The following is a 24,371-nucleotide window of genomic DNA, read 5'->3' on the forward strand; positions in this document are numbered from 1 at the left end:
ATCTAGCCTGCGGTCATTCTCGAAGAGGGAAGGCGACCCGTGGACCAGATCACTACCAACCCCATCGTCATCGGCATCGACGCCGGCGGCACCATGACCGACACCATCCTTGTCGATCAGGACGGCCACTTCAAGATCGGCAAATCCGCGACCACGCCGAAGAACGAGGCCGAGGGTTTCCTCGCCTCGGCGGAAGATGCGGCCGATGCCTGGGGCATCTCGCTGGAACAGCTGTTTTCGGGCGTGAACGTGGTGCTCTATTCCGGTACCGGCATGCTCAACACGCTGTTGTCGCGCACCGGCCGCCGGCTTGGCCTGATCACCACCAAGGGCCTCGAGGACATGATCCTGATGGGCCGCGGCCTGCAGGCCTGGGCCGACTATTCCTACGCCGACCGCCTCCATGCGGTGACCCACCAGCATCCCGATCCGCTTGTGCCGCGCCGCCGCACCCATGGCGTTACCGAGCGCATCGACCAGTTCGGCGATATCATCCTGCCGCTCTACGAACATGAGGTCGTTGCCGCCGCCAGGAAGCTCATCGCCGACAAGGTCGAGGGCATCTGCATCATGACGATCTTCTCGCATGTCAATCCGGTGCACGAGAAGCGCATCGCCGAGATATGTCGTGAGGAGGTCGCTGCCGCCGGTGCCGATATCCGCGTCTACACCAGCCACGAGGTCCGCCCCGTCATCCGCGAGCAGTCGCGGCTGAACTCGGTGCTGATCGAGGCCTATGCCACCTCGCGCGGCCGTCAACAGCTCAAGGGCATCGAGGACGTCGCGAAGAAATACGGCTTCAAATACGGCGTGCAGACGCTGCTCTCCTTCGGCGGTCTGACCTCCATCAACCACCCGCGCCTGCATGAAACCATGATCTCCGGTCCGATCGGCGGCATCCTCGGCGCGGCCTATGTCGGCAAGCTGATCGGCAACGACTCGTTGATCTGCTCGGATATGGGGGGCACCTCCTTCGACATGGGCGTCATCACCCGCGGCCAGACGCGGATCGAGAACGAGCCGCTGATGGACCGCTTCAAGCTCAACGTCCCGACGCTGCATCTCGACACGATCGGCGCCGGCGCCGGCATGATCCTCAAGGTCGATCCGCTGACCAAGAAAGTCTCGCTCGGGCCGGAAAGCGCCGGGTCCGACCCCGGCCCGATCTGCTTCGCCAAGGGTGGCACGGAGCCGACCATCGCCGATTGCGACGCCATACTCGGCCGCCTCAACCCCCACTATTTCCTCGGCGGCAAGGTCGTGCTGCAGGTCGAGAAGGCCCGGGCCGCCTTCGAGGAAAAGTGCTCACGCCTGCTCGGCGTCGGTGTCGAGGAGGCCGCGGAAGGCATGATCGACATGCTGGAGGCCGACGCCAACAATGCGTTGCGCCGCGTCATCTCCGGCCAGGGCATCCATCCCTCGGAATTCACGCTGCTCTCCTATGGCGGCTCGGGTCCGCTGCATCTGGCCGGTTGCTCCAGGGGCATCGGCTTCAAGGATATCATCACCTTCCAGTTCGCCGCCGCCTTCTCGGCCTTTGGCTGCACCACCGCCGATTTCATGCGCCGGCATTCGGTGTCGACACAGCACGACATCGGCGCACGCGCCGGCGACGACGAACTGCTCGCCTTCGGCAGGAAGGTCACCAATGTCTGGGACGACCTCACCAAGGCGGCGGTCGACGAGATGATCGAGGACGGCCATGCGCGCGAAAAGATCAGGACCGTGCCGTTCCTGATGATGCGCTACACCGGCCAGCTCGAGGACGTCGAGGTGATGGCGCCGCTGTCGGCCATCCATTCGGCCGAAGACATGCGCAGGGTCATCGACGAGTTCGAAGCGGTCTATGCCAAGGTCAACCATCGCGTCTCGCGCTATGGCGAGGCCGGCTTCTCGATCACCGAACTCGGCCTCATCGCCACCGCCGACAAGGTCAAGCCGGTGCTGCTCAAGCGCCCGCTCGGCAAGTCGGATCCGGCGTCCGCCCACAAGGGCGTTCGCGATGCCTATATTGGCGGACGCTGGCACAAGGCCAATCTCTACGAGATGGACCTTCTGCAGCCGGGCCACGAGGTCATCGGCCCGGCCATCATCGAACACCCGGCGACAACGCTCGTCGTTCACCCGCAAGACCGTGTCCATGTCGATGAATGGACGCTGCTGCACTACACCCACGCTTGAGAAGGGCGAACGCCATGCTGGACAAACCCGCCTCCGCGCTGCGCATCCGCGAGCGGCTGATCGAATCCGAACGGCTCATGGAAGAGACCGGCTGCTATGACGGCATCACCGAGCTCGAGCTGCGCAACCAGGACCCGCTGAAGTTCGAGACATTGCACACCAAGCTGCGCGCCTACTGCGTCTCGGCACGCGAGATGGCCCGCCGCATCTCCGCTTCGCCCGGCGTGCGCGAAGTCGGTGAAATGGTCGTCGCGATCTACACGCCGGAAGGCGATGCGATCGCGCTCTCCAACGGCATCATGGTGCATGTGCACACGATGAGCCGCTTCATCAAATGGATGATCCGCAACGGCTACGAAGAGAACCCTTGCATCCGCGACGGTGATATCTTCGCCAACAACGATGCCTTCATCGGCACGGTGCAGGTGCCCGACGTGATGGACGTCGTGCCGATCTTCCATTCGGGCAAGCTGGTTGGCTGGGCCGGCGCGGTCTGCCACGAACTCGAGGCTGGCGGCATCACGCCCGGCGGCGACGTGGCGCTGGCGCAGGAGCGCTTCACCGAGGGTCTTTTCGTCTGCGCCGAAAAGGTCGGCGAGAACGACGAGATCCGCCGCGACTATGTCATCCGCTGCGAGCGCAATTTGCGCATGCCGATCTACTGGGTGCTCGACGAGAAGGCCAAGGTCGCCTCTTGCATCGACATGCGCGAAAGCGTCAAGGCGCTGATCGACGAGATCGGCCTCGACTACTGGATGCAGGTGTCGAAGGAGTTCATCGAAGAAGGGCGCCGTGCCCAGCTCGCCCGCACGCGCCAGCTGACGGTGCCCGGCATCTATCGCGGCCACACCTTCTACGGCCACGTCACCAAGGGCAAGCCGGGCTACCAGCCGCTCGGCGATCCCGACTGGCTCTACAACATACCGATCGAGATGGAGATCACCACCGACGGCAAGATTATCATGGACTTCGAAGGCACGCAGCCCTGGGGCTACCATTCGATGAACTGCACGCCGGCCGGCATGGATGGCGGCATGTTCGTGACGCTCACCCAGCACATGAATTTCGAGGGCCTGGTCAATGACGGCGCGTGGATGGCGACCGAACTGAAACTGCCGCACGGCACCTGGACCAACCCCGACAACGAGATGGTTGCGACCGCCACTTCATGGGCCTTGCTGCTTCCTGCCTATGGCGTGTTCCAGCGACTTTTGTCGCGTTCCTTCATCGGCCGCGGTTTTGTCGAGGAAGCCTTCGTCGGCCAGGTCAACAGCCCGATGATCGAAATGGGCGGCACCAGCCAGTACGGCAAGCTGTTCGGCATGGCGCATTTCGAATGTGCCGCCGCCGGTTCCGGCGCGCTGGCGATCAAGGATGGGCTGGACACCGCCTATGTCGGCTGGAACCCTGAATCCGACATGGGAAACATCGAGATCTGGGAACAAAGCATGCCGATGGTCTATATCGGCCGCTCCATCGTTCCCAATTCCGGCGGCGCCGGCAAATATCGCGGCGGCTGCTCCTTTCTGTCGACATGGCTGGTCAACAAGACTGACCATCTCAGGCTGGTTACATCGGAGCATTCCTCCCGTGTGTTCGACAATGGCGGCATGTGCGGCGGCTATCCGGCGCCGACCTGCCAGAAGCATCGCGCGGTGCGCGACTCAAACATCTTCGAACTCGCCGAAAAGCGGGCGCCGCTCGCCCACCACACCGGCACCAACCCGCATCGGTCGGAACTCGAACTGCGGCTGCAGGGCGAACACGTGACGGTGGAAGGGCCTTACATCACCGCCCCGCACAAGACCGGCGATGTCTTCACCCATTCCTACAATGGTGGCGGCGGCTATGGCGACGTGCTGGAGCGCGATCCGCTCAAGACGGCGATGGATGTCGAGAACGGCTATCTGACCAAGGAAGCGGCCGAGGGCATCTTCGGCATCATGCTGGATGAGGATGAGGAGGGTTATCCTGTCGCCAACCTGGAGGCCACCAAGCGTCATCGCGCCGAGATGCGCGCCAGGCGGCTCGCGCAGGCAAGGCCGGTCTCGGAGTGGATCGCGGCCGAACGCGACCGTGTCGAAAAGGCCGACTTCGCACCCGAGGTGAAGAAAATGTATGCCAGCGCGATCAAGCTGTCGTCGCGCTTCACCAGGGAATTCAGCGATTTCTGGAACGTCGACGCCAAATCGATCTTCATGCCGGGAGCAAAGCCATGACCTCGTACAGCAAGGAAGTCATTGCCGATCTGGTCGCGGGCACGCTGCCCTGGCCGCAGACGCGCCGCGTCATGAGCGCCTACAAGGACGACGACCGCTTCTTCAAATATGTCGCGGTGCTGCAGGACCGTGTCGGCTGGAAGGATCCGATCTTGTTGCCGGTCTCGGATCATCTCTTCATCTGCCAGAGCGGCGACGAGAGGGTGACACGCTGCGAATGCGGCCATTCCTTCGGCGACTATCGCAAGAACTGGAAGCTGAAGGCTTCGATCATCGTACGCAACACCGAGGAATCGCTTCGTGAAATCTATCCCAACAGCGATATCCCCGATCCGCAATGGATGGAGATTCGCGAATTCATCTGCCCTGAGTGCGGCACAATGCACGAGGTCGAAGCGGCGGCACCCGGCTATCCCATCGTGCACGATTTCGAACCGGATCTTGAAGGCTTCTATCGCGAATGGCTGGGCAAGCCTCTTTGAAGCGAGGTGAAGCCGCGAACCGCGTCGACAAATACTCCCGGGCCTGATTGCCTGCCCAAACCAACGGAGAACCACGCGATGACAAACCTTTCCGGCCGCGGCGCGATCGTCACCGGCGGGTTTTCGGGCATGGGTTTCGCCATCGCGACGGCCTTGGCCCAAGCCGGCGCCAATGTTGCCGTCGGCTCCTACATAGCGCCAGCGGACATCGGCAGATCCGACGCCGCCTATTATCCGGGCGCCGACGAAATCGAGCGTGTGCGATCGGCCCTGTCAGCCCATGGCACCAGGGTTCAGGCCGCTCATCTCGATGTTCGCGACAGTGAGATCACCAACCGTTTCGTGGCCGAAGCCGAAGCCGCCATCGGCCCTGCCGACATACTGGTCAACGCCGCCGGCACCACCGCCGAACAGCCGGTCTGCGGCCATTCCGATGCGCTGTGGGACAAGATCGTCGACACCAACCTGACCGGCGCCTTCCGCGCTACCCGCGCTGTTCTTCCCGGCATGATCGGGCGCGGCTGGGGGCGCATCGTCAACATCGGCTCGACCGCCGCTTCCGTCGGCTGGAAGGATAACCCAGCCTATTGCGCCTCGAAGGCCGGACTTCTCGGCCTCACCCGCTGCGTGGCCCTGGAAGGGGCCGCGCACGGCGTCACCTGCGTCATGATCAGCCCGACCTGGGTCGAGACCGAACTGATGCGCCGCAATGTGGCGCAAGTCGTCGAGCGCGAGGGCAAGGGGCGCACGGCCGAAGAAGCAATGGCCGAGATTGCCAGGGGCAACCCGCAGCAGCGCATGCTGCAGCCTCAGGAGATAGCCGCTCTGGCGGTATTCCTGTGCTCGGATCTCGCCAAAGGCATCACCATGGAAAACATACAGGTCACCGGCGGAGCCCTGTGGTAGCGTTCTCCTCGCCTGATCAGGGCGAGCGTGCTGTGTGCCGGCTGACCTCTCCCCATTCGCGCCGATGTAAGACAAGGTGACCGGATTTGCCATTGAGCATGCGGTGCGATAGTTTATATTGCACTGCACAATGGAGATGCCGTTTATTGCACGCCCCTGTTCGCGGATATGCCGGCTGGCTTGCGGCCTGCCGGGCTTGGGTCGCGTCGACGGGACTCTGAGATGAAAATTCCAAAGTCCCTGCTGGTCGATCCCGAGAAGAACTCGGTCTACGGCGCGTTTGCCGTTGCCGTCTCGATCTGGGCGTTCTCCTATTCCGTCATTTTCGGCCAGGTGCTGATCCTGGCCTACTATGCCGTCTGGCTTCCTCTTATCCTGGTCGACTACCGGCGCTTCCTGCGGCAGCTGTCCAGCGCCTGGCTGCCGCTGCTGTTCGCGGCCTATGTCTGCTTCTCCGTCTTCTGGTCGCAGGCACCCGGCATCACCGCCAGGACGGCGGTCCAGTACCTTTCCCACATTGCCTGTGCCTATGTCGCCGCGCGCACCGTCAGCGTGCGGACCCTGACGCTCGGTGCGCTGATCGGCATATTCGTCGTCATGCTCTACTCGCTCAAGGTAGGAGCCTATTCCGAGGACGTTCTCGACGGCAGCTATAATTTCGTCGGCGCCTTCGCCTCCAAGAACCAGATCGGGTTTGTCGCCTCGCTGGGTATCTATTTCAGCGTCGTATATCTTGTCTTCTACCGGCGCGGCCGTCTGAGCCTGATCCTGGCTTTGCCTGTCGTGATCTTGTCGGCATATCTTCTGGCGCTCTCCCATTCCGCCACGTCGATAGCCTCGATCCCTGCGGTGTTGGCGCTGGTGGCCCTTCTCGCCGCCACCAAGCTGTTGTCGAGACGGTATCGCCGGGTCATTTTCGTCGTTGGCGCGGGTCTGCTGGTCGTGGCGGTCTTTGCCGCCCTTAATCTCGGTCTGATGGATTTCGTGCTTGGCATCTTCGGCAAGGATTCGACGCTTACGGGGCGGACCTATCTCTGGGAGCAGGGTTGGACCACCGCGCAGCGATCTCCGATCCTTGGTGTCGGCTATGGCGCCTACTGGGTACAGGGTTTTGCCGAAGCAGAGCGGCTGTGGAATGAATTCTACATCACCTCGCGCACGGGCTTTCATTTCCACAACACCTATATCGAGGCCCTCGTCGAACTTGGCTTCGTTGGCGCGGTGATGATTTCGCTGATTATCCTGCGCACGCTGGTCGGCCACGTCACCGCGGTGATCTTCAGGACATGGCAGACCGAGCCGGTGATCCTTGCCGGCGTGATGGTGCTGTTGGTGATCCGGTCATTCGTCGAGGTCGATATCCTCAACCCCTATATCATGGGCTCGTTCTTGCTGTACTACAGTCACTTCAAGCTGGCGCGCGTGCCTGTTACCCGCACGCGTTGGGCTCAGGCCGGCTTCGTGGAGCCCGGTGGCGCGCAGAAGCCGGCATTGCCCGGCTAGAGCAATTCCAGGAAAAGTGTGTAACGGTTTTCCTGGAATTGCGTAAAAACAAATAGTTAGAGCGGTTCTGCGATTCCGTGAAACGCCGAACCGCTCTACCCGGCTTCGACCAGCGCGCGCAGCGGCTGTCGGCTATAGGGATCAGGTACGGATGTAATCCGGGGATGCCACGACCTCGCGCAAGATCCGGGCAGGATTTCCTGCCGCCAGGCTTCGCGGGGGAACGCTCTTGGTGACGACCGATCCGGCGCCAATGACGCTGTGGTCGCCAACTTCGACACCGGGCAGAATGATGGAATTTCGACCGATCCAGACATTATCGCCGATGAGAACGGCTTTGGTCTTGACGCCCGAGCCTTCGTCGATCTCGTGATAGTTCGAATCCTGGATGACGACGCAATCGCCAATAAGGCAGTTTTTCCCGATGCTTACACGGAGCGCGGCATCAATCATGACGCCACTGTTGATGAACGATCTCGAACCGATAGACAGCTTGCCTTTGCTCGACACGTGAAACCAGGAACGCGATCCGAAGCCCCGAAATGAAACAAGCGAGCCAAATTCTATTCGGCCTTTTCCGGCGATGTGAGGCGGCGTTCCCAGCACGGAAATCCGATCGGCGATTTTTATGCCTCTCATCTTCCAGACGAGCGTGAAGATCGAACCCTTCACATATCTTCGAATGCGGTAGACGTTCACGACGCCATCTCTTCGTTCGCCCGCGACGGTATCGTCACGCGGGCAGGATTGTCAGCGAGGGTAATGTTGGTCTTCGATGGACAGCAGGTTTGCGCGCCCAGCGAGAACAGTCTTCTTTCAAAACGCCTGCAACCGCTCGATGCTCTTTGTCGAAATCCTATTGGCTGGCCAGTGGCGCCAGCTTGACCTTGATTACATCGCCGGGCAGCACCAGCGTGTCTTCCTTGGCGGCGATTTCGCTGGTTTTGCCGTCGACACTGCGCACCAGCGAATAGAGCAGGGTAGGCTGCTGGTCGTTGGTGATGGCGGCCGTCGTCGCGGGATCGCTGGCCTGGGCTATCAGGCCTCTCTGCATATTCACCTTCAACGCGGCCTCGTTCAGGTCGGCTTCGGTCTGCTGCCGGTCGGCGGCGAGGCTCGAGCTCAACGTGTTCTGGGCATCGATGGCGTCCTGCGTCGCCTTGCTGATCGCCTGCTTGGCGGTGAGGATGGCCGTCTCGTAGTCGAGGATCTTGCCCTGCAGGTCGGTAACGGACTGCTGCGAATCCAGAAGCCGCGCATTGGCGACCAGGCCCTTCTGCGCCAGCGGACCGATGCTGGCGAGCTGCTGCTGCGCCAGATCGACCTGCTTCTGCTGGTTGACGATCTTCTTCTGCAGCGATTCGATTTCGGCCTGCAGGACACCCTTGAGATCGTCGAGCGCCTCGAGCTTCAGCTTCAGCGCCTTCTGGTCGGCGGTCAGGATCGTCATCTCGTCATTGACGATGGTCGGCAGCCTTGGGTCGCCCTCGACCTCCTTCGGCGCTTCGAAGCTCGTCTTGCCGGCCAGATCCGCATCGATGCGGGCGCGCCTGACGAGCAGCCGCACGCGCTGGTCGTCGGAAATATCGAAATTGCCCTTGGCGGTGACCAGGTCCTTGCCGAGCTGGGGACCGTAGTCGGCGTTGCGCCTGATGCCGCCGGCGACGCTGAGCGCTTTCAGCACCGTCAGATCGGGCACATAGGGGAATTGGCCGGGATTCTGCACTTCGCCCGAGATGTAGAATGGCCGGAACTGCGCCATTTCGACCGAGGCTTCGGGCTTGTCCGACAGGGCGAGCTTGTGCTGCAGCGCCTCGCCGATCGCCGCCGCCACTTCCGCCGTGGTCTTGCCCGCCGCCGGCAACTCGCCGACGAAAGGCACCGACAGCGTTCCGCCCGGTCCGACCGTGTATTCGCCGTTCACCGCCGACCAGTCGCGGAACGTGCCTTCCACGGTCTGCCATTCGGCGATGCGGATGGTGAGCTTGTCCTGCGAGCCGAGATGGTATTCCTCTGCTGCCGCGATCCGGGGAAGAAAAGCGAGCGACGCCGCAAGGCATGTGGCCATGAGCCGATAGCGGCCGGAAAAGCGGCCGCTGCCAAAGGCTTCGAACATGTCTGTTTTCAACTGAACGTTCCGATCCGTTTTAGCCCCATCGCCCGATGAGCTTGCCGCCGGATGCCTTGTGCCGGCGGCCGGTCAGTAAGAGCCGCGTGACATCCAGACGGCCGGCACGGTTTTGATGATGATGCGCACGTCGCCGAACAGCGACCAGTTCTCGACATAGTGGCGGTCGAAGGCGACGCGGCTGTCATAGGAGACGTCGTTGCGGCCGCTGACCTGCCACAGGCCGGTCAGGCCGGGCCGGGATTTCAGATAGTATACCGCGGCACTGCCATAGATTTCCAACTCGTCACGCACCACGGGGCGAGGTCCTACAAGGCTCATGTCGCCCTGCAGGATGTTGATGATCTGCGGCAGTTCATCAAGGCTGAGCTTCCGCAACACCGCTCCGACACGGGTGACGCGCGGATCGTTCTTCAGTTTGCGGGTGGCTATCCACTCCGCATTGGCATCCGGATTGGTGGCCAGGTAGGCGGCCAGCACCTTGTCGCCGTCCGGGACCATGGTGCGGAATTTCAGGCACGGAAAGATCCGTCCGCCGCGCCCGATTCGCCGATGGCCATAGAAAATCGATCCACCGTCGGAAAACTTGACGAGCAGCGCAATCATCACGAACAGTGGGCTGAGAGCGATCAGGCCGACCAGCGAACCGGCGATATCGAAGCTGCGCTTGATGAGGCCGCCGATCGGCGGCGGAAAATCGGTGTCAGCCTGCGAAAAGCCCGCCGTGGCCGACTTGGCAATGTCCCTCATGCGGAAACTCCATGCGTTGAACGAATGGTTCACCACACGATATCAAAAAAATGTTGCAGCGCAACACACAATTTCCCGGCACATTGAAATAGTCACGTCATGAATTGACTAAATAATAAGCTAGCAATGCACATTTTTCGGGATATTTAGCACATTTGTGACAATAAATGGGCAAATGAAAAAAAATACGGACCTTTTTGGGGCGATTTTTGGGCAGGGCGTACTCGTTCGCTCAACGCGGCGCATATTAGTGCTTTAGAAAGGTGCGACCCTCACGACTATTAACATAAAATACTACTTAATATTGTGAATTGTACTGAAAAAGCTCGTCGGCTGCAGGTTGAGTGAAATGCCGCCGTGTGCGTTGCAGCATGAAGGAGTCGAAGGCGCAAGTTCGTTCAAAAATATGTGCGGTTGCCCTTGCCGCCTCCTGCTCGCCTTAATAGAATTGCAAATTATACCTGTCACAGTGGCGACAGGTTAAAAGGTCGGAAGCAACCGGCCGAGAGCGGGTGATTTTAACAAGCCCGCATGACAAGGGACGGCGCTCGGGTGGGGCAATTATTGGATATGACCCGAGCCGGTTTATGGGCTGTTGGGTAATGTCGCTTCCAAAATTCATTGTTGGGATGCTTTTCGCTCTTGCGATCGTCGTCGCCTGGTCCTGGCTTGGCGGCGCCTCGCTGGGCACCACGCTGCTGCGCCTCATCATCTGCGCGGCGGTTATCCAGGCCGGCTATTTCATCCTTGTCTATGCCATGATCGCCAGGAGCGCGCCGACGCCTGCGGACAGGCTACGCGAAGCCGAAAGAAAGCTGAGCTCGCCCGACGTGCCCGAAGGCGAGAAGCTGGGCAGCGCCCGGCGCAGCCTGCATTAGGGCGGGTAACGCCGGCCTGACCTGAATTCTCGACACCTCGATCGAGCCTCAGGCCACATTGGCGGGTTCGGTTTCCGATTGTTCCCCCGACAGCATCCTGGACAGTCGGCTCGCCGGCTTCGCCTTCAGCCGCTGATACTGTCCGACCTCCACCACACGGCCGTCTTCCATTGCCACCACCCAATCGGCGAAGGCGATCATCGATGGCCGGTGCGCTATGGTCAGGATGGTCATTGCGCCGCGCAATCCATCGATCGATTTGGCGATCAGCGCCTGGTTCTGCCAATCGAGCGCGCTGGTTGCCTCGTCGAGGATGAGCAGCGACGGCTTGCGCAGCAGCGCGCGCGCCAGTGCAATGCGCTGGCGCTCGCCACCCGAGAGGCGCGCGCCACGGTCGCCGACCACGGTCTCGAGCCGCTGGGCGAGCTGTTCGACGAACTCGCCCGCATGTGCGGCGCGCAGCGCGGTCCATAACGCGTCGTCGCTGGCCTGTGGCGCGGCAAGCCGCAAGTTCGCCGCGATCGTGTCATGCAGCAGGAACACGTCCTGCGGCACATAGGCCACCTGATCGCGCCAGCGCCGGCGATTGCCGGCATTGATCTCGACACCGTCGACCAGGATCTTGCCGGTGGTCGGCTCGAGCAGGCCAAGCAACATGTCGGCGATCGTGCTCTTGCCTGATCCCGAAGGCCCGATCAGGGCGGTGACCTTGCCGGCCGGAAGCCCGAAGGTGATGTCGCTCACCACCGCCTTGCCGGCGCCGTCATCGTAGCCGAACGAGACGCCGCGAATGTTCAGCCCGGTGTCGAGCGACAGTTTTTCGGCATCGTCGAAGTCGGCATGACCCGGCTCTTGCTCGGCGTCGAAGCGTGCCTGCAGGCCGCGCATGGCCATATAGGCGGGCAGGTTGATCAGCACCTGCTGGGCCTGCGTCTGCATATCCATGAAGCGTGGCGCGATACGCATGAAAACCAGGAGCAGCACGACAATCTCGGCCAGCGACAGGTTGAAGCGGACCAGCGCCACGTAGATGAACAGGCTGAGGCCCACGACACTCGTCACCTGGAACACGGCGGTACCGATCGAGCTGTTGCGCACATAGTCGATGTTGTCGGCCTTCATCCTTTCCAGGGTTGCCTGCAGCTGCGCGAAGTAGCTGGCCTCGACATTCAGGCTCTTGGCCACCTTGATGCCGCCCAGGAATTCCGAGACTGTCCGGTACTGATCCTGGCGATTGCTGGTCAGGACACGTCCGAAGGCTGTGGCGCGCGAGCGAAACGGCTGCAGCGCTATGAACATCACGATGCCGATGCCGATCGCAAACGCCGTCATGACCGGCGAAATGAACATGGAGATCACGAGATAGCCCACCAAAAGCACCGCGATCTGCACCAGCATGAGCAGCGAGAAGGCGGCGCCCTGGACGCGATCGATGTCGCCGGTCAGGGCATGGTCGAGGTCTGAGCTGCGCATGCGCGAGAACACGCCCCAGCGCGCCTTGCCGATGCTCTCGAACAGGTTCATGCGCAGGCGGTTGATGAAATCGAACAGAAGCCTGGCCATGTAGACCGACTTGAAGCGGTTGAATGCTGCCTGCACGGCAACGAGTCCAACCAGCGCGCACAGCACCGTCGTCAGCTGCAGCGTTCCGTCCGGCACCAGCCAGCGCACGAAATCGTTGTTCGGCAACCGCACCGCGAAATCCTGGTCGGCGCGCCCGACCAGGTGCAGCAGCGGCACAAGCAGCAGGATCGAGATGCCTTCCGTCAGGCTGCCGAGGATGAGGAACAGAAGCGCCGTCCAGGTCCGCCGCCCGCCGATCTGGGCAATAACGGCCCCGAACGCGGCGACATCACGAAACAGCGACAGGCGAAGGACCGAGGACTTCGACATGATTGCCCTCACCGCCGCCGATGGCCGGCCGCCGGCTCCCCGGCGGCTAAATTACCAACCGAAAGGTCGGCTTCGATCAGCTCCACCGCCTCGCCAATCCTGTCGAGGCCGGTCGGAACTTCCAGCCGGAACACGCCGACATGGTTAGCGATTGCTGAACATTGGCGAAAATGCAGCGCCGCGAAATCGCCGGACAGCGCCGCGCGGCCGAACCGCGTCACATAGGAGAATTTGATGATGGCCGGCAGGGCGGCGATACCGGGCAAGGGCATGATCCCGGCCTTTTGGCCGCGCTCGAGGACATAGATCCTGGTCGCGGGCACCAAGCCGCCGGAGAAGGCGCCGTGCAGGCGATGTTGCATCTTACCGATCGCCGGATGCACTTGCGGCCGCACTTCCGCCTGGCCAAGCGAAATCGCGGCGGCGGCATCCGCGGCAAGCTTGATCTGGGGAAAGCCCGCAACGATCATCGGCGCGACCGGGTTGGCCAGGTCCATAGCCACGACATCATCGGTAAGCAAATCATGCCCGGCGCGGATCAGTGCGCTTGCCGTCGTCGACTTGCCGGCGCCCTTGTCGCCCATGAAGATGGCGCCCCTCCCAGCCACCGCGATGGCGCTGGCATGCAGGACGAGCAGGCCGCGCTGGTGCAGCAACAATGCCATCACCGGCCCGAGCAGCGGGAAGGCAAGCAGCGCGTCGTCGACGCCGGGCGCCGGCTCGATATCGATGCGGTTGGAACCGCTGATCAGGAAGGCGCCGACGGCATGCCACGCCAGATATTGCCGGTCCGGCTCGAAGCGGAAGATCGTCGCGGTCTCGGCCGAAGGCTTCGGCATGTCGATCATGCCGATGGCGATCAGGATATCCGGCGCCGCCGGTTCCGCCGGCTGCAGTTCGGGCAACGCCACGTCGGATGCGACGATCAGGCCATAGGCCCGGTAGTAACGTCGCTCCCTCATCATCTCGTCATGGGGAGGATGCTCACCAAGGCAGGTGGCGAACGGCTGGTTACGGGGCATCATGCGGGGCTCCCGCTGTGCTGGACCTGCCGCAGCCAGAGCGACAGCGAGGCCGAACGCCAGACATACTGGACATCGAGAGGGGCCGCCCGATCCGGCTGGCGCATCAGTCGACCATATGCGGCGCTCACCTGTGGCAGGTTGACATAGGGCGCGATGCGCCCGGCGTCCGAGACCAGCAACTGCTCCAGCAGGTCGCGATGGTTGCGCACCATGCCATTGACCAGATTGGCGGTGAAATCGATCTTGTCGCGCCGCCACTGCACCGCCGGCGGCAGGATGCCCTCCATCGCCCTGCGCAACACATGGCGGCCAAAGCCGTGGCTGAGTTTCTCCTCGCCCGGCAGCGCCAGGCAGAATTCGACCAGCGGCTTGTCCCAGAAGGGATACCGTGGCTCGATGCCGAAATTGGCGGCCGCCTTGTCGAGCACTTCGAAAGAGTGGGGCACATAGCCGTTCAACAGGATCCAGCGATGGCTCAAGGCGTCGCTGGCCTGGACGCCCGGCGGCATGTATCCGGCCCGGTGGAAACGGTCGACGATCTCGGTGCGCCTGGCCAGGTCCGGATTGATCAGGTCGCGCCAACTGCGGCCGCGCTGTATCCGCGCGGGCTTGCGTATCCTGTTCAGCGCCCGGTTCGCCAGCTGTCTCAGCCTGGCGATCCGCCATGCCGGCCCATAGAGGGTCAGGAACTGGAAATAGAGGCCGAGCGTGCTGTCGCCATAGGTGTTGGAGGCACTGCGAACCTCGCGCCAAAGGTCCAGCCACCTGCGGCCATTGGCAAGCTCGTGCAGATGGCCATGGCCCTGTGAAACGACCTCGTCGCCGCCATGGCCGTCGAGCAGCACTTTCACGCCCTTGGCTCCCGCGGTCCTGTATATGCCGCGGGTGAGCGTCAAGCCCGGCGCCAGGAAGGTGCCTTCCTGCTCCTCCAGCACCCGCTCGAACTCGGCGAAGGGTGCATAATTGCCAACAGGGATCAGCGTCGGATCGGTTTTCTGCTGGTCAAGCACGGCATCGATGAACGCCCGCTCATCCATTGGCGAGCCCTTCTCGAAAATCAGCGAGAAGGTCGGCAACCTGGGTCTCCGCTCGGCGGCATTCTGCAGGCCGGCGACACAGGCGATGGAGGAGGAGTCGAGGCCGCCGCTCAGCATCGCGCCGGTCGACTGACTGCCGCGCATACGGTTGCGCACCGATTGCGCGAACAGATGGCCGAATTCCTCCGCCGCATCCGATCGCAGCGGCCGCGTCGATGGCTCGATCTGCCAGTATCGGCGCAGCATAACATGTTGCGCGGTGACGGTGAGGCTGTGACGCGCCGGCAGGCTGAAGATATCGCTGTAGGGGGTGGATTGCGGGTCGTCGGGAAGTCCAGCCAGGAATCCCGAAATGCGGTGCTCGCTGATGCGCGCATCGACCCCGTCGAGGCCAAGCATCGGCCCGATCTCGGAGGCAAAGGCAAAACGCCGGTCCGCGGCGTGGTAGTAGAATGGCTTGACCCCGAAATGGTCGCGCACGCAAAACAGCAGCCGCCGCTCGGCATCCCAGATGGCAAAGGCGAAATCGCCCTGCAGGTGGACGGGGCAGGATTCGCCCCAGCGCAGGTAGGCCCGCATCAGCAGTACTGCGTCAGCGACCGATCTGTCGCGCACACCCAGCCTCGCCATCAGCTCGTCGCGATTGTCCAGCCGGCAATCGGCGGTGATGGCGAGCTTGCCGCCGGCCATGGTGAGCGGGCCGGGACCGGCCTCATCCGTGGTGTTGAGCCAGGCGTGGCCAAGCGCGATGCCGCCGTCCAGCCACCACGAGTTTCCGTCCGGCCCGCGGTGGCGCATGCGTGCCAGCATCTGCTGGATATCGGTCGCCGCGTCCTCGGGCGCAAATTCCCGGCCCGCGATCGTGTGTCCTCGGACCGCAATCGCGTGTCCCTGTCGCAGCAGGATTCCGGCCACGCCGCTCATCGGCTGCCGTGGTCCACCAGATGGGCGAAGCCATCGACAGAGCCGCCAAGCACGACATGGTTGTCGCTGACCAGCCAGGCATGCGCCTTCAATTGCTCGCCCGTGCCGCGTTCGACGCCGATGCGGATGCTGGAGGCATTGCCCTGGCGTGCGAGAATGTATTGACCCGAGAGTGCCTGGGTAAGGCAAGTGGCACGCGGCACGAACCGTGCAGCTGCGCCGACGCCCCAGGCGACGAGCCGCAATTCGCCCATACTGGCGCACTGGCGCGCGTTGAGCCGGGTCACCATGCCACGAACACGGTTGTAGGAGAACAAGGTCAGCCCCAGCCGGATGGCGGCGACAACCAGCAGGCAGTGGCAGAGAAAAAGGGCCTCGGAGCCGCTCAGCGACAGAACCCTGGCCAAACTACGCCGGCGGGGCGTCCGCCTGGGTCTTTGTTCCGTCGCAGGTCTTTGCCGCGGGATCATGGCCTTTTGCGGAGCCTGCCTAGACGAGTGCCTCATGCTGCAGCCTCGCAAGTCCGTTTTCGGTCAGGCCTTGCAGCAATGCGTCGACGTCGGCCTTGCAGCGCTCGGCGTCGACATTGTAGCGCGCAAGCACGGCGCCGCGGATATCGGCGATCGACTTCGGCTCCTGGATCAACTCCCAGATAAAAGCGCCGACGCCGTTGAGGCTGTAGTAGATATTGGATTTGAGATTGAGAAGCGCGAGGCCTTCGCCAAATTCGCAAGCCACGGCATCCCCGGTGGCACTTACGCAATCGTGTTCAGATGGGTTCCAGTTCATCCCAAAACCTCGTTTGCAACACACGGTCCACGCGTCGTCAGTTCAAAAGGGAAAGTCGGGGATTTTCATCCCCGGCTCCATTTATTGTCTTGAATCCCGGAAGCCCAACGTCACTCCTCCGGGATCAGGTTGGTCTCAGGAGAACGTCAGGTCGCCGATTGGGGTGTGCGCGGGAAACGACGCGTCGGTTGCCGTGCTGCCACCACCGCCCTGGGTGATGGTTTCAATGGAACCATGTACCGTCAGGCTTGGCGTTTCGTACTCGTGCTTTTCAACATTCTGTTCCATTTTACTCTCCAAAATGAGGACTGGAAACGGCCTGTCGAGTGCCGTCAGCACTTTCATGCTGCGTTGCAATAGCTGCATGGCAACATTTATGAGTCAAGCCTGATTTACCTCTGGTTAATCAATTAAGGGTTGCGGGCGTCACCATGTGTGCGTGGGCTGCTCAAAATTTCGCCTCTTTTTGACTGAAGCTCGAATGATCCGCCTCCTGCGATGACAAGTCTTTAAACCGTTGATTTTGTTATGATAAAAAGTTGGTGGGGTTGATGATATTTTAGGCATCCCTAAATAAGGATATGTTTCCATTAGCCGGCCCGCGGTGACGATCGACCGCAAGGCCCCGCTGGCGGTTGCAATTCCAATCGTATCTTTCACGGTCTTCGGGAGGCTAGGCAACCGCTCTGGTTGCAAAATTTCGCACTGCGAAAGGAAAGACTTTACGCAGCCGAGGTTTTTGAGGATGCTTTGCTTCGCACTTGCAGCATACGTGTCGCGCAAACCGCGTTTTGGAGACCATGCGCTCAATGGCCTTGCCGGAAAGTTCCTATGAACGACTGCGCGCAGCCGACTGCGCCGACGAGATTGCCTATGTGCAGGCCTGTCTGCGGTTGTATTTCTCGGGCGCGGCGGCCTCGGCTGGCGATCTGTCGCAGCCGGGCCTTTCCGTTGCCGCCGTCGCCGATATCGCCAGGCTGAACAAAGTCGCCACCTTCGTTCTGAAGGCGCTGTCGCGCGCGCCCGCGGGCGACAGGCCGGCTGAGCTTTTCCGATGGCTCGACACCTATCGCCGGCAGACGGTTTCGATGAACGCCGCCTGCCTCATGGATTCGATGGCGATCCACCAGGCGCTGCGCGACAGGCAAATCGATTTCGTCTTCCTGAAGGGCCCGTTTCAGCAGCATCTGCTCTACGACGACCATTTCATGAAGCCTTCGGGCGATGTCGATATCCTGGTTTCGCCTGCGGGGTTCTCGAGGGCGCGCGACGCGCTGCGTTCGATCGGCTACGAGGTATCAGGCAAGTCGCGCTCGGTCTGGTGGGTTCGCTTCCTTGGCGAACAGCACATGATTCGTGGAAGCGGGTCGAAATCCTCCACGGTCGACCTTCACTATCGGCTCCAGCAGCCCGGCTCGCCCAGTCCACGCGATGCCGACGGGTTCCTGCGACGCAAACGGCTGGTCGAGATCACCGGCACCGGAGTGCCGTTCACGTCGGTCGCCGACACGCTGATGCTGTCCTGCATCAGCGTCGCCAAGGCCCTGTTCAACCGCGAGCCCTGCGCCGGCTATGTCTGCGATATCAGGGCCAGCGCCAACCGTCTCGACGAGGCCGATCAGCGTCGTGTTCTCGATGCGGCGGTGAGCCAGGGGCTGGACGATACGCTGCTGCTCGGCCTGCGTGCCGCCGACGTGCTGTTGGGCGGCACCGATACGCTCTTGTCGGAGCGGGCCAAGCCGATCCTGTCGCGCATCGGCAACCAGGATCTGCTCAACATGGTCATCGCGCCATGGCTGTCGTCACTGCGATGGCCGCAGCGGCGAACCGTTTTGTGGGAATTGTGCGGCCGGGCTCCCGTCCGCTATCTGGCGGAAGCCGGCTGGGCGGCATCGGCGGACATCAGCCGCCGCATCTTCGAACGGCCGGCCAGTCCGTAATGGCGATAGGCATCGAATACGTACAGGGCGAGGGCAGATCGAAACCTGTGCAAGAGGCAAAACCCATGTCGATGACGAAATCCGAGGTCTGCGTGATCATCGCGGCCAAAAACGCGGCACGCACGATCGCGGTAGCCATCGCATCCGCGTTGCGCGAACCGGAAGTGGCGGAGGTCGTCGTCGTCGACGACGGTTCCACCGACAACACCGCCGAGGTGGCCCGCTCCGCCGACGACGGCAGCGGCCGGCTTGCGGTGATGCGCCTCGACGTCAATCGCGGCCCGTCCTTCGCCCGCAATGCCGCGATCGCCGGCTCGAAGGCGCCGTTCATCAGCATTCTGGATGCCGACGACTTCTTCCTCGAGGGCCGGTTCCGCAACCTGTTTGCCGGCGCTGATTGGGATTTCGCGGCCGACAACATCATGTTGATCAGGGACGACGCGACCAGCGACGCGACGAAAATCGTCGCCCCGGATTTTGCCGCCGAGCCGGAATTCCTCGACTTCGAGCGCTTCGTCGAAGGCAATATCTCCAGGCGCCGCGTGCAAAGAGGCGAGCTTGGCTTCCTGAAACCCGTGATCAGCCGCGCCTTCCTCGACCGGCACCGATTGCGCTACGATGAGAGCCTGCGGCTGGGCGAGGATTACGAACTTTACGCCCGCGCGGTCGCCCACGGGGCGCGGTTCAAGGTCATCCGCTCCTGCGGCTACGGTGCCATCGTGCGCGCCGATTCGCTCAGCGGCCGCCACAAGACGCAGGACCTGAAGCGATTGGCCGATGCGGATCTGGCGCTGTTGGCGATCGACAGCTTGCCGGAAGGCTCCAAGGCGGTGCTGCGGCGGCACGAGCGGCACGTGCGCGACAAATACCGGCTGCGCAACTTCCTCGACGTGAAGGCCGAGCGCGGGCTGGCTTCGGCCGCGGCCTACGCCTTATCAAGCCAATCCAACCTGGTCCCGATCGTCCAGGGCGTGGCTTCCGACAAGCTCGAGGCGCTGTTTCGTCGCGTTGGTCTTGCCTCCGGGCAAAGGCAGGTGCCGCCGTTGCGTTTCCTGATGGCCGGAACCAGCGCCGGCAAGGAACGGTAAGGCACTGGGACTGCTCGCTTTATCCCGGCGACAACACGTCGCCGCGCAAACCATTTCCACGGGATTTATGAGTTTACGAATTGGGTGGTTGCCTCACGGCTCCGACGATGGCAGTCTATGTTGCGGTGCAGCAAATAGACGACCAACCGAACTGGCCCCCGATCGGATTGGTCTGTCTCTCCCTCAGTGGAGTAGGACAATGCTGTGCGAGTTTTTCAGCCCCTGTTGCGGGGATTGGCCAGCAGCCCGGCACGCAAGCCGGCGATGACAGGAATTTAAGCCATGGCCTCGATATTCGGCTTCAGATCAAGGGATCCTGCCCGCGACCGGCAGGCCGACGTGTCGCGGCTCGACCGGCTGGCGAAGCTCTTCGAGCAGATTGCAGCCGAGATCGAAGCCGAGAAAACCGGCCTGGAGAGCCGCTACCGCAAGACGGCCACCAACGCTGCCTTTCTTGTCGAGGCCATGGAGAACGGCTCTGCCTCGCGCAGGCGCTCATCCGAAGTTACCGCGCTGACGGAGTCGATCCTGAACAGCGAGCGTCGCATCGCGGCGTTGTCGCGCCAGAACGGCATGATGAAGGAGCTCCGTCATTCGCTGGATATGGTCTTCGACGAGGGTGGGACGTCCGATTCGGCCGCCGTCGATGTCTCCAGGCCCGCCGGCGCCGGCCGAGCGTGATCGCGGAGACAGGGGACTGCCGCAAGGATGCGACGCAAGACAGGAGAGGTAATTCGGGAGGGTCAATGAGGAGGTCAAGGTTGGCCCGTTTGGAAGCGGTTCAAACGTCGACTTTGGGTTGGGGACACAGCACAAAGGTGAGTTTGGTATGAATTCGGGTTCGAAATCCACATCCACGACTGCAATTGACGCATCGGCCATCGCGCACCAGGCCGGGCGGACCGACCTATGGCTGCTTGGTCCGGCCGGGGCGCTGCTGTTGGCCGCTCTTGCCAGTCTCCCGGCAATTCCCGCCCGTGCACAGAATATCGAGACGGCTCCCTCTTTCGTCGACGATTTCACCAGTTTCAACCGAGAACGCTGGTACGTTTCCGACGGCTGGACGAACGGCAGTCACCAGAATTGCACCTGGTCGAAGGGGCAGGTCAGCGTATCCGACGGCGTATTGTCACTGGGGTTCGAGAAGCAGAAGACGAAGGATCGCGAGTTCGCCTGCGGCGAGATCCAGACCAAGCAGCGCTTCGGCTACGGCACCTATGAGGCGCGGATGAAGACCGACACCGGGCCCGGCCTGAACGCGGCTTTCTTTTCCTATATCGGCCCGTCCGACAAGCAGCCTTGGGACGAGATCGACTTCGAGATCCTGACCAAGGACACATCCAAGGTGCAGGTCAACGCCTATATCGACGGCAAGGGCAAGAACGAGAAGCTGGTCGAGGTGCCCGGCGGCACCGACAAGGCCTTCAACGACTACGCCTTCGTCTGGGAGAAAGACAGTTTGCGTTGGTACGTGAACGGCCAGCTGGTCAACACCATCACCGATCCGGCGAAGCTGCCCAGCCATGCGCAGAAGATTTTCTTCAGCTTTTGGGGCAGCGACACGATGAAAAGCTGGATGGGCGCGTTCGCGGATCCGGGCCGCAAGCTTTCGCTGCAGGTCGAACGCGTCGCCTTCACCGCGCTCGGCGAACCCTGTCAATTTCCTGAATCGCTCGCATGCACTATAAAACAGCTGGGAACGTCGAATTGAACCGGCCGTACCGAAAGCGGTTCGCGGCCCTGCACAGGAACGAAATCGAATGAATTTGACGGTGTTTGGAATTGGCTATGTCGGCCTCGTGCAGGCGGCGGTGCTTGCCGAGGTCGGCCACCAGGTTGTGTGCGTCGACATCGATGCACACAAGGTGGAACGGCTCAACCAGGGCTTCGTCCCGATCTTCGAGCCGGGCCTTGAAAGCATCGTCAGGGAGAATCACGCCGCCGGCCGCATCAAATTCACCACTGATGCCGCCGCCGCCGTGAGGCATGGGGAAATCCAGATGATCGCGGTCGGCACGCCACCCGGCGAGGATGGTTCGGCCGACCTGAAATATGTGCTGGCGGTCGCCGAGACCATCGGCCGCGAGATGGACACCGCCAAGATCATCGTCGGCAAGTCGACAGTGCCGGTCGGCACCTGTGAAAAGGTAAAGGCCAGGATCGCCGAAACGCTGAAGGCAAGAGGGCGCGAGGACCTGAGCTTCGACGTTGCCTCCAATCCCGAATTCCTCAAGGAAGGCTCGGCCGTTTCCGACTGCATGAAGCCCGACCGCATCATCGTCGGCACGTCCAGCGAGGACACCGAGGCGGTGATGCGCGAGCTCTACGCGCCCTTCAACCGAAACCACGAAAAGATGATCGTGATGGACGTTCGCAGCGCCGAATTCACGAAGTACGCCGCCAACTGCATGCTGGCGACCAAGATCAGCTTCATGAACGAGATGGCCAATCTGGCCGAGCAGCTCGGAGCCGACATCGAGGAGGTGCGCAAGGGCATCGGCAGCGACCCGCGCATCGGCTATCACTTCATCTATCCGGGCCTCGGCTATGGCGGATCGTGCTTTCCCAAGGACGTCCGCGCCCTGATCAAGACCGCCGAAGGCGTCAAATTCGACGCCAAGCTGCTGCGTGCCGTAGAGGAGCGCAACAACGACCAGAAATCCGTCCTGTTCGACAAGGTGAACCGCTACTTCAAGGGTGATCTTGCGGGCAAGACTTTCGCGCTGTGGGGCCTGGCCTTCAAACCCAACACCGACGACATGCGCGAGGCGCCGGCGCGCGTCCTGATGGAGGCGCTGTGGAAGGCCGGTGCGACCGTGCAGGCCTATGATCCCGAGGCGATGCAGGAATGCCAGGCCATCTACGGGCTGCGCGACGACCTGATGCTGTGCGGCACCAAGGAAGCGGCACTGCGCGGCGCCGATGCGCTGCTCATCGCCACCGAATGGAAGAGCTTCCGCGCGCCGTCCTTCGACGCGCTCAAGGACGCGCTGGCCACACCGGTGATCTTCGACGGGCGCAACCTCTATGATCCCAAGGTCGTGGCGCGCCATGGCATCGAATATCACTCGATCGGCAGAATGGCGGCATGAGGCTGGAGTGGTGAGACTGGTCTCGGACACGAAGAACGGTCGCGAGGACCCGATGGGTGCGTATTTCTGTGCGGAGTTGTAGCTGATGGTGCTGGACGTGAAGCCCGAGCAAATCACCAGGGATCATTTCGATCTTGTCGCGATCGGTTCCGGCTTCGGTTCGGCCTTCTTCCTGCACGAGTTCGCCAAGCGGCGTAAGGCGCGCATCCTGGTGCTGGAGTGGGGCCGCCACAACACGCATGAATGGCAGCTCGACCAGAACGCCAACACCGACGTCGACGACGAGGCGACCTACAAGACCGACAATGCCGACAAGCCGTGGAATTATACGATCGGGCTGGGCGGCGGGACCAACTGCTGGTTCGCGCAGACGCCACGGTTCCATCCCAATGATTTCAGGCTGAAAAGCACCTACGGCATCGGCAATGACTGGCCGATCGGCTATGACGATGTCGAGCCGTTCTACTGCGATGCCGAAGAGATCATGTCGATCTCGGGCGACCCCGACATGGCAGCGATGCTGCCGCGCTCAAAACCGTTTCCGCAACCACCGCATCGCATGTCGACGCCGGACAAGATGATGAAGGCGGCCCAGCCCGACCAGCACTTCGTCATGCCGACCGCCCGTGCCCGGGTCCCGACCTCGCAACGCACCTCGTGCTGTGCCAACCTACGCTGCTGGCTGTGCCCGGTCGACGCGAAATTCACCGCCAATAACGGCCTGATGCACGTCTTCGAGCATCCAGACGTTTCGGTCTGCCTCGGTGCGGAAGTGCGGCGGCTCGACCATGTCGGCGGTACGGTCCGTTCGGTCACCTTCGTCCATGACGGCAAGCAATATCAGGTCAGCGGCGACCTCTTCATTCTCGGCGCCAATGCCATCCAGAGCGCCGCGATCATGCTGCGCTCCGGCCTGGGCGATGAATTCGTCGGGCGCGGCCTGCACGAATCCTATGGCTGGAATTTCGAGGTCTATCTCGACGGCGTCGACAATTTCGACGGCAGCACAATTACCACCGGCCTGAATTTCGGCCTCTATGACGGTCCGCACCGGTCCGAGCACGCGGCGGCCCTGGTCTATTTCGAGAACCGCTGGCAGCACGGGATGCGCGCCGAGAAGGGACGTCTGCGGCAGACGCTGCCGCTTGTCGTGGTCACTGAGAACCTGCTCGATGACGAGAACTTCGTCACCCTCGACGAGGACGACAATGCCTTTGTCTCCTTCAAGGCGCCGTCGGACTACGCGATCAAGGGCATGGCCCGGGCGCTGGACAAATTGCCCGGGCTGCTTGCCCCGCTGCCGGTCGAAAGGCTTTTCGACCGCGGCATCCGGCCAACCGAATCGCATGTGCAGGGCACGCTCAGGATGGGCACCGGTCCGGCCGATTCGGTCATCGACAGCGACATGATCCATCACCGGTTGAGAAACCTGGTTGTCGTCGGCACCAGCACCTACCCAAGCTGCTCCTGCGCCAACCCGAGCCTGACCGCGGCGGCGTTGTCGCTGCGGGCGGCGAGCCGGATCGCGTGAGAGGA

21 protein-coding genes are annotated in these 24,371 nt (G+C 62.2%); 12 read left to right on the top strand and 9 right to left on the bottom strand.

Annotated elements, in window-relative coordinates:
* The first annotated feature begins 39 nt into the window (after window positions 1-39).
* The 5 genes from AC07SZ_RS31580 (at window position 40) to AC07SZ_RS31600 (ending at window position 7,291) form a co-directional block, all read left to right on the top strand.
* Complete coding sequence (locus AC07SZ_RS31580; RefSeq protein ID WP_056569391.1) at window positions 40-2,181, top strand: hydantoinase/oxoprolinase family protein; 2,142 nt, start codon at window positions 40-42, stop codon at window positions 2,179-2,181.
* 14 nt (window positions 2,182-2,195) lie between these two features.
* Window positions 2,196-4,400: a hydantoinase B/oxoprolinase family protein gene (locus AC07SZ_RS31585; protein ID WP_494917423.1), complete on the top strand. Its 2,205-nt coding sequence runs from the start codon at window positions 2,196-2,198 to the stop codon at window positions 4,398-4,400.
* Window positions 4,397-4,882: an acetone carboxylase subunit gamma gene (locus tag AC07SZ_RS31590; protein WP_056569396.1), complete on the top strand. Its 486-nt coding sequence runs from the start codon at window positions 4,397-4,399 to the stop codon at window positions 4,880-4,882. Before AC07SZ_RS31585 ends, AC07SZ_RS31590 begins: the two co-directional genes overlap by 4 nt.
* A gap of 78 nt (window positions 4,883-4,960) precedes the next feature.
* Window positions 4,961-5,788, top strand: a complete 828-nt coding sequence (locus AC07SZ_RS31595; protein ID WP_494917424.1) for an SDR family NAD(P)-dependent oxidoreductase — start codon at window positions 4,961-4,963, stop codon at window positions 5,786-5,788.
* Window positions 5,789-6,010: 222 nt separating this feature from the next.
* Window positions 6,011-7,291: an O-antigen ligase family protein gene (locus AC07SZ_RS31600; protein WP_056569402.1), complete on the top strand. Its 1,281-nt coding sequence runs from the start codon at window positions 6,011-6,013 to the stop codon at window positions 7,289-7,291.
* A gap of 141 nt (window positions 7,292-7,432) precedes the next feature.
* Here the strand turns inward: AC07SZ_RS31600 and AC07SZ_RS31605 are convergent, their stop codons facing one another.
* The 3 genes from AC07SZ_RS31605 to AC07SZ_RS31615 form a co-directional block, all read right to left on the bottom strand.
* Entirely contained in the window at window positions 7,433-7,990 is a 558-nt protein-coding gene (locus AC07SZ_RS31605; RefSeq protein ID WP_155772464.1) for an acyltransferase, read from the bottom strand.
* 157 nt (window positions 7,991-8,147) lie between these two features.
* Entirely contained in the window at window positions 8,148-9,407 is a 1,260-nt protein-coding gene (locus AC07SZ_RS31610) for a polysaccharide biosynthesis/export family protein (RefSeq protein ID WP_494917425.1), read from the bottom strand.
* A gap of 84 nt (window positions 9,408-9,491) precedes the next feature.
* A complete protein-coding gene (locus AC07SZ_RS31615; RefSeq protein WP_056570375.1) occupies window positions 9,492-10,169 on the bottom strand; it encodes a sugar transferase in 678 nt (225 codons plus the stop codon).
* A 602-nt stretch (window positions 10,170-10,771) separates the two neighbouring features.
* On the opposite strand from AC07SZ_RS31615, the gene AC07SZ_RS31620 reads away from it, so the two are divergent.
* Window positions 10,772-11,047 carry an exopolysaccharide production repressor protein gene (locus AC07SZ_RS31620; RefSeq protein ID WP_056569413.1) on the top strand — a complete coding sequence of 92 codons (276 nt, stop codon included), beginning with the start codon at window positions 10,772-10,774 and terminating at the stop codon, window positions 11,045-11,047.
* 48 nt (window positions 11,048-11,095) lie between these two features.
* Here AC07SZ_RS31620 and AC07SZ_RS31625 read toward each other — a convergent pair whose 3' ends face one another.
* From AC07SZ_RS31625 to AC07SZ_RS31650, 6 genes are all read right to left on the bottom strand, one after another.
* Window positions 11,096-12,940: an ABC transporter ATP-binding protein gene (locus tag AC07SZ_RS31625; RefSeq protein WP_494917426.1), complete on the bottom strand. Its 1,845-nt coding sequence runs from the start codon at window positions 12,938-12,940 to the stop codon at window positions 11,096-11,098.
* 8 nt (window positions 12,941-12,948) lie between these two features.
* Window positions 12,949-13,965, bottom strand: a complete 1,017-nt coding sequence (locus tag AC07SZ_RS31630) for a phosphoenolpyruvate carboxykinase (ATP) (protein ID WP_056569420.1) — start codon at window positions 13,963-13,965, stop codon at window positions 12,949-12,951.
* Window positions 13,962-15,926, bottom strand: coding sequence for a lasso peptide isopeptide bond-forming cyclase (locus AC07SZ_RS31635; RefSeq protein WP_494917427.1), 1,965 nt, complete (start codon window positions 15,924-15,926; stop codon window positions 13,962-13,964). Before AC07SZ_RS31635 ends, AC07SZ_RS31630 begins: the two co-directional genes overlap by 4 nt.
* Entirely contained in the window at window positions 15,923-16,333 is a 411-nt protein-coding gene (locus AC07SZ_RS31640; protein ID WP_494917428.1) for a lasso peptide biosynthesis B2 protein, read from the bottom strand. Before AC07SZ_RS31640 ends, AC07SZ_RS31635 begins: the two co-directional genes overlap by 4 nt.
* Before the next feature lie 82 nt (window positions 16,334-16,415).
* Window positions 16,416-16,664 carry a PqqD family protein gene (locus tag AC07SZ_RS31645; RefSeq protein ID WP_244494021.1) on the bottom strand — a complete coding sequence of 83 codons (249 nt, stop codon included), beginning with the start codon at window positions 16,662-16,664 and terminating at the stop codon, window positions 16,416-16,418.
* 186 nt (window positions 16,665-16,850) lie between these two features.
* Window positions 16,851-17,003: a lasso peptide gene (locus AC07SZ_RS31650; RefSeq protein ID WP_081295043.1), complete on the bottom strand. Its 153-nt coding sequence runs from the start codon at window positions 17,001-17,003 to the stop codon at window positions 16,851-16,853.
* A gap of 521 nt (window positions 17,004-17,524) precedes the next feature.
* Between AC07SZ_RS31650 and AC07SZ_RS31655 the strand changes: the two genes are divergently transcribed.
* The 6 genes from AC07SZ_RS31655 (at window position 17,525) to AC07SZ_RS31680 (ending at window position 24,366) form a co-directional block, all read left to right on the top strand.
* Window positions 17,525-18,655 carry a nucleotidyltransferase family protein gene (locus AC07SZ_RS31655; protein WP_056569436.1) on the top strand — a complete coding sequence of 377 codons (1,131 nt, stop codon included), beginning with the start codon at window positions 17,525-17,527 and terminating at the stop codon, window positions 18,653-18,655.
* Window positions 18,656-18,720: 65 nt separating this feature from the next.
* On the top strand, window positions 18,721-19,743 hold the full coding sequence (locus AC07SZ_RS31660; protein WP_081295042.1) for a glycosyltransferase family 2 protein: 1,023 nt from the start codon (window positions 18,721-18,723) through the stop codon (window positions 19,741-19,743).
* 282 nt (window positions 19,744-20,025) lie between these two features.
* Window positions 20,026-20,424: a hypothetical protein gene (locus AC07SZ_RS31665; protein WP_494917429.1), complete on the top strand. Its 399-nt coding sequence runs from the start codon at window positions 20,026-20,028 to the stop codon at window positions 20,422-20,424.
* A 148-nt stretch (window positions 20,425-20,572) separates the two neighbouring features.
* The gene (exoK, locus tag AC07SZ_RS31670) at window positions 20,573-21,454 is read left to right on the top strand and encodes an endo-1,3-1,4-beta-glycanase ExoK (protein WP_172371097.1); all 882 of its coding nucleotides are present in this window, start codon (window positions 20,573-20,575) and stop codon (window positions 21,452-21,454) included.
* A 49-nt stretch (window positions 21,455-21,503) separates the two neighbouring features.
* Complete coding sequence (locus AC07SZ_RS31675; protein ID WP_494917430.1) at window positions 21,504-22,835, top strand: UDP-glucose dehydrogenase family protein; 1,332 nt, start codon at window positions 21,504-21,506, stop codon at window positions 22,833-22,835.
* An 85-nt stretch (window positions 22,836-22,920) separates the two neighbouring features.
* Window positions 22,921-24,366 carry a GMC oxidoreductase gene (locus AC07SZ_RS31680; protein ID WP_494917431.1) on the top strand — a complete coding sequence of 482 codons (1,446 nt, stop codon included), beginning with the start codon at window positions 22,921-22,923 and terminating at the stop codon, window positions 24,364-24,366.
* Window positions 24,367-24,371 lie beyond the last annotated feature (5 nt).

It is taken from the genome of Mesorhizobium sp. GW821-FHT07A06 (assembly GCF_059419085.1).

Bases quoted from the DNA above. Each gene is read 5' to 3' on its own strand.
- AC07SZ_RS31625 (WP_494917426.1), bottom strand. From the start codon at position 12,940: ATGTCGAAGTCCTCGGTCCTTCGCCTGTCGCTGTTTCGTGATGTCGCC.
- AC07SZ_RS31630 (WP_056569420.1), bottom strand. From the start codon at position 13,965: ATGATGCCCCGTAACCAGCCGTTCGCCACCTGCCTTGGTGAGCATCCT.
- AC07SZ_RS31665 (WP_494917429.1), top strand. From the start codon at position 20,026: ATGGCCTCGATATTCGGCTTCAGATCAAGGGATCCTGCCCGCGACCGG.
- AC07SZ_RS31680 (WP_494917431.1), top strand. From the start codon at position 22,921: ATGGTGCTGGACGTGAAGCCCGAGCAAATCACCAGGGATCATTTCGAT.
- AC07SZ_RS31590 (WP_056569396.1), top strand. From the start codon at position 4,397: ATGACCTCGTACAGCAAGGAAGTCATTGCCGATCTGGTCGCGGGCACG.
- AC07SZ_RS31635 (WP_494917427.1), bottom strand. From the start codon at position 15,926: ATGAGCGGCGTGGCCGGAATCCTGCTGCGACAGGGACACGCGATTGCG.
- AC07SZ_RS31595 (WP_494917424.1), top strand. From the start codon at position 4,961: ATGACAAACCTTTCCGGCCGCGGCGCGATCGTCACCGGCGGGTTTTCG.
- AC07SZ_RS31660 (WP_081295042.1), top strand. From the start codon at position 18,721: ATGTCGATGACGAAATCCGAGGTCTGCGTGATCATCGCGGCCAAAAAC.
- AC07SZ_RS31620 (WP_056569413.1), top strand. From the start codon at position 10,772: ATGTCGCTTCCAAAATTCATTGTTGGGATGCTTTTCGCTCTTGCGATC.
- AC07SZ_RS31675 (WP_494917430.1), top strand. From the start codon at position 21,504: ATGAATTTGACGGTGTTTGGAATTGGCTATGTCGGCCTCGTGCAGGCG.
- AC07SZ_RS31600 (WP_056569402.1), top strand. From the start codon at position 6,011: ATGAAAATTCCAAAGTCCCTGCTGGTCGATCCCGAGAAGAACTCGGTC.
- AC07SZ_RS31585 (WP_494917423.1), top strand. From the start codon at position 2,196: ATGCTGGACAAACCCGCCTCCGCGCTGCGCATCCGCGAGCGGCTGATC.
- AC07SZ_RS31655 (WP_056569436.1), top strand. From the start codon at position 17,525: ATGGCCTTGCCGGAAAGTTCCTATGAACGACTGCGCGCAGCCGACTGC.
- AC07SZ_RS31615 (WP_056570375.1), bottom strand. From the start codon at position 10,169: ATGAGGGACATTGCCAAGTCGGCCACGGCGGGCTTTTCGCAGGCTGAC.
- AC07SZ_RS31650 (WP_081295043.1), bottom strand. From the start codon at position 17,003: ATGGAACAGAATGTTGAAAAGCACGAGTACGAAACGCCAAGCCTGACG.
- exoK (WP_172371097.1), top strand. From the start codon at position 20,573: ATGAATTCGGGTTCGAAATCCACATCCACGACTGCAATTGACGCATCG.
- AC07SZ_RS31610 (WP_494917425.1), bottom strand. From the start codon at position 9,407: ATGTTCGAAGCCTTTGGCAGCGGCCGCTTTTCCGGCCGCTATCGGCTC.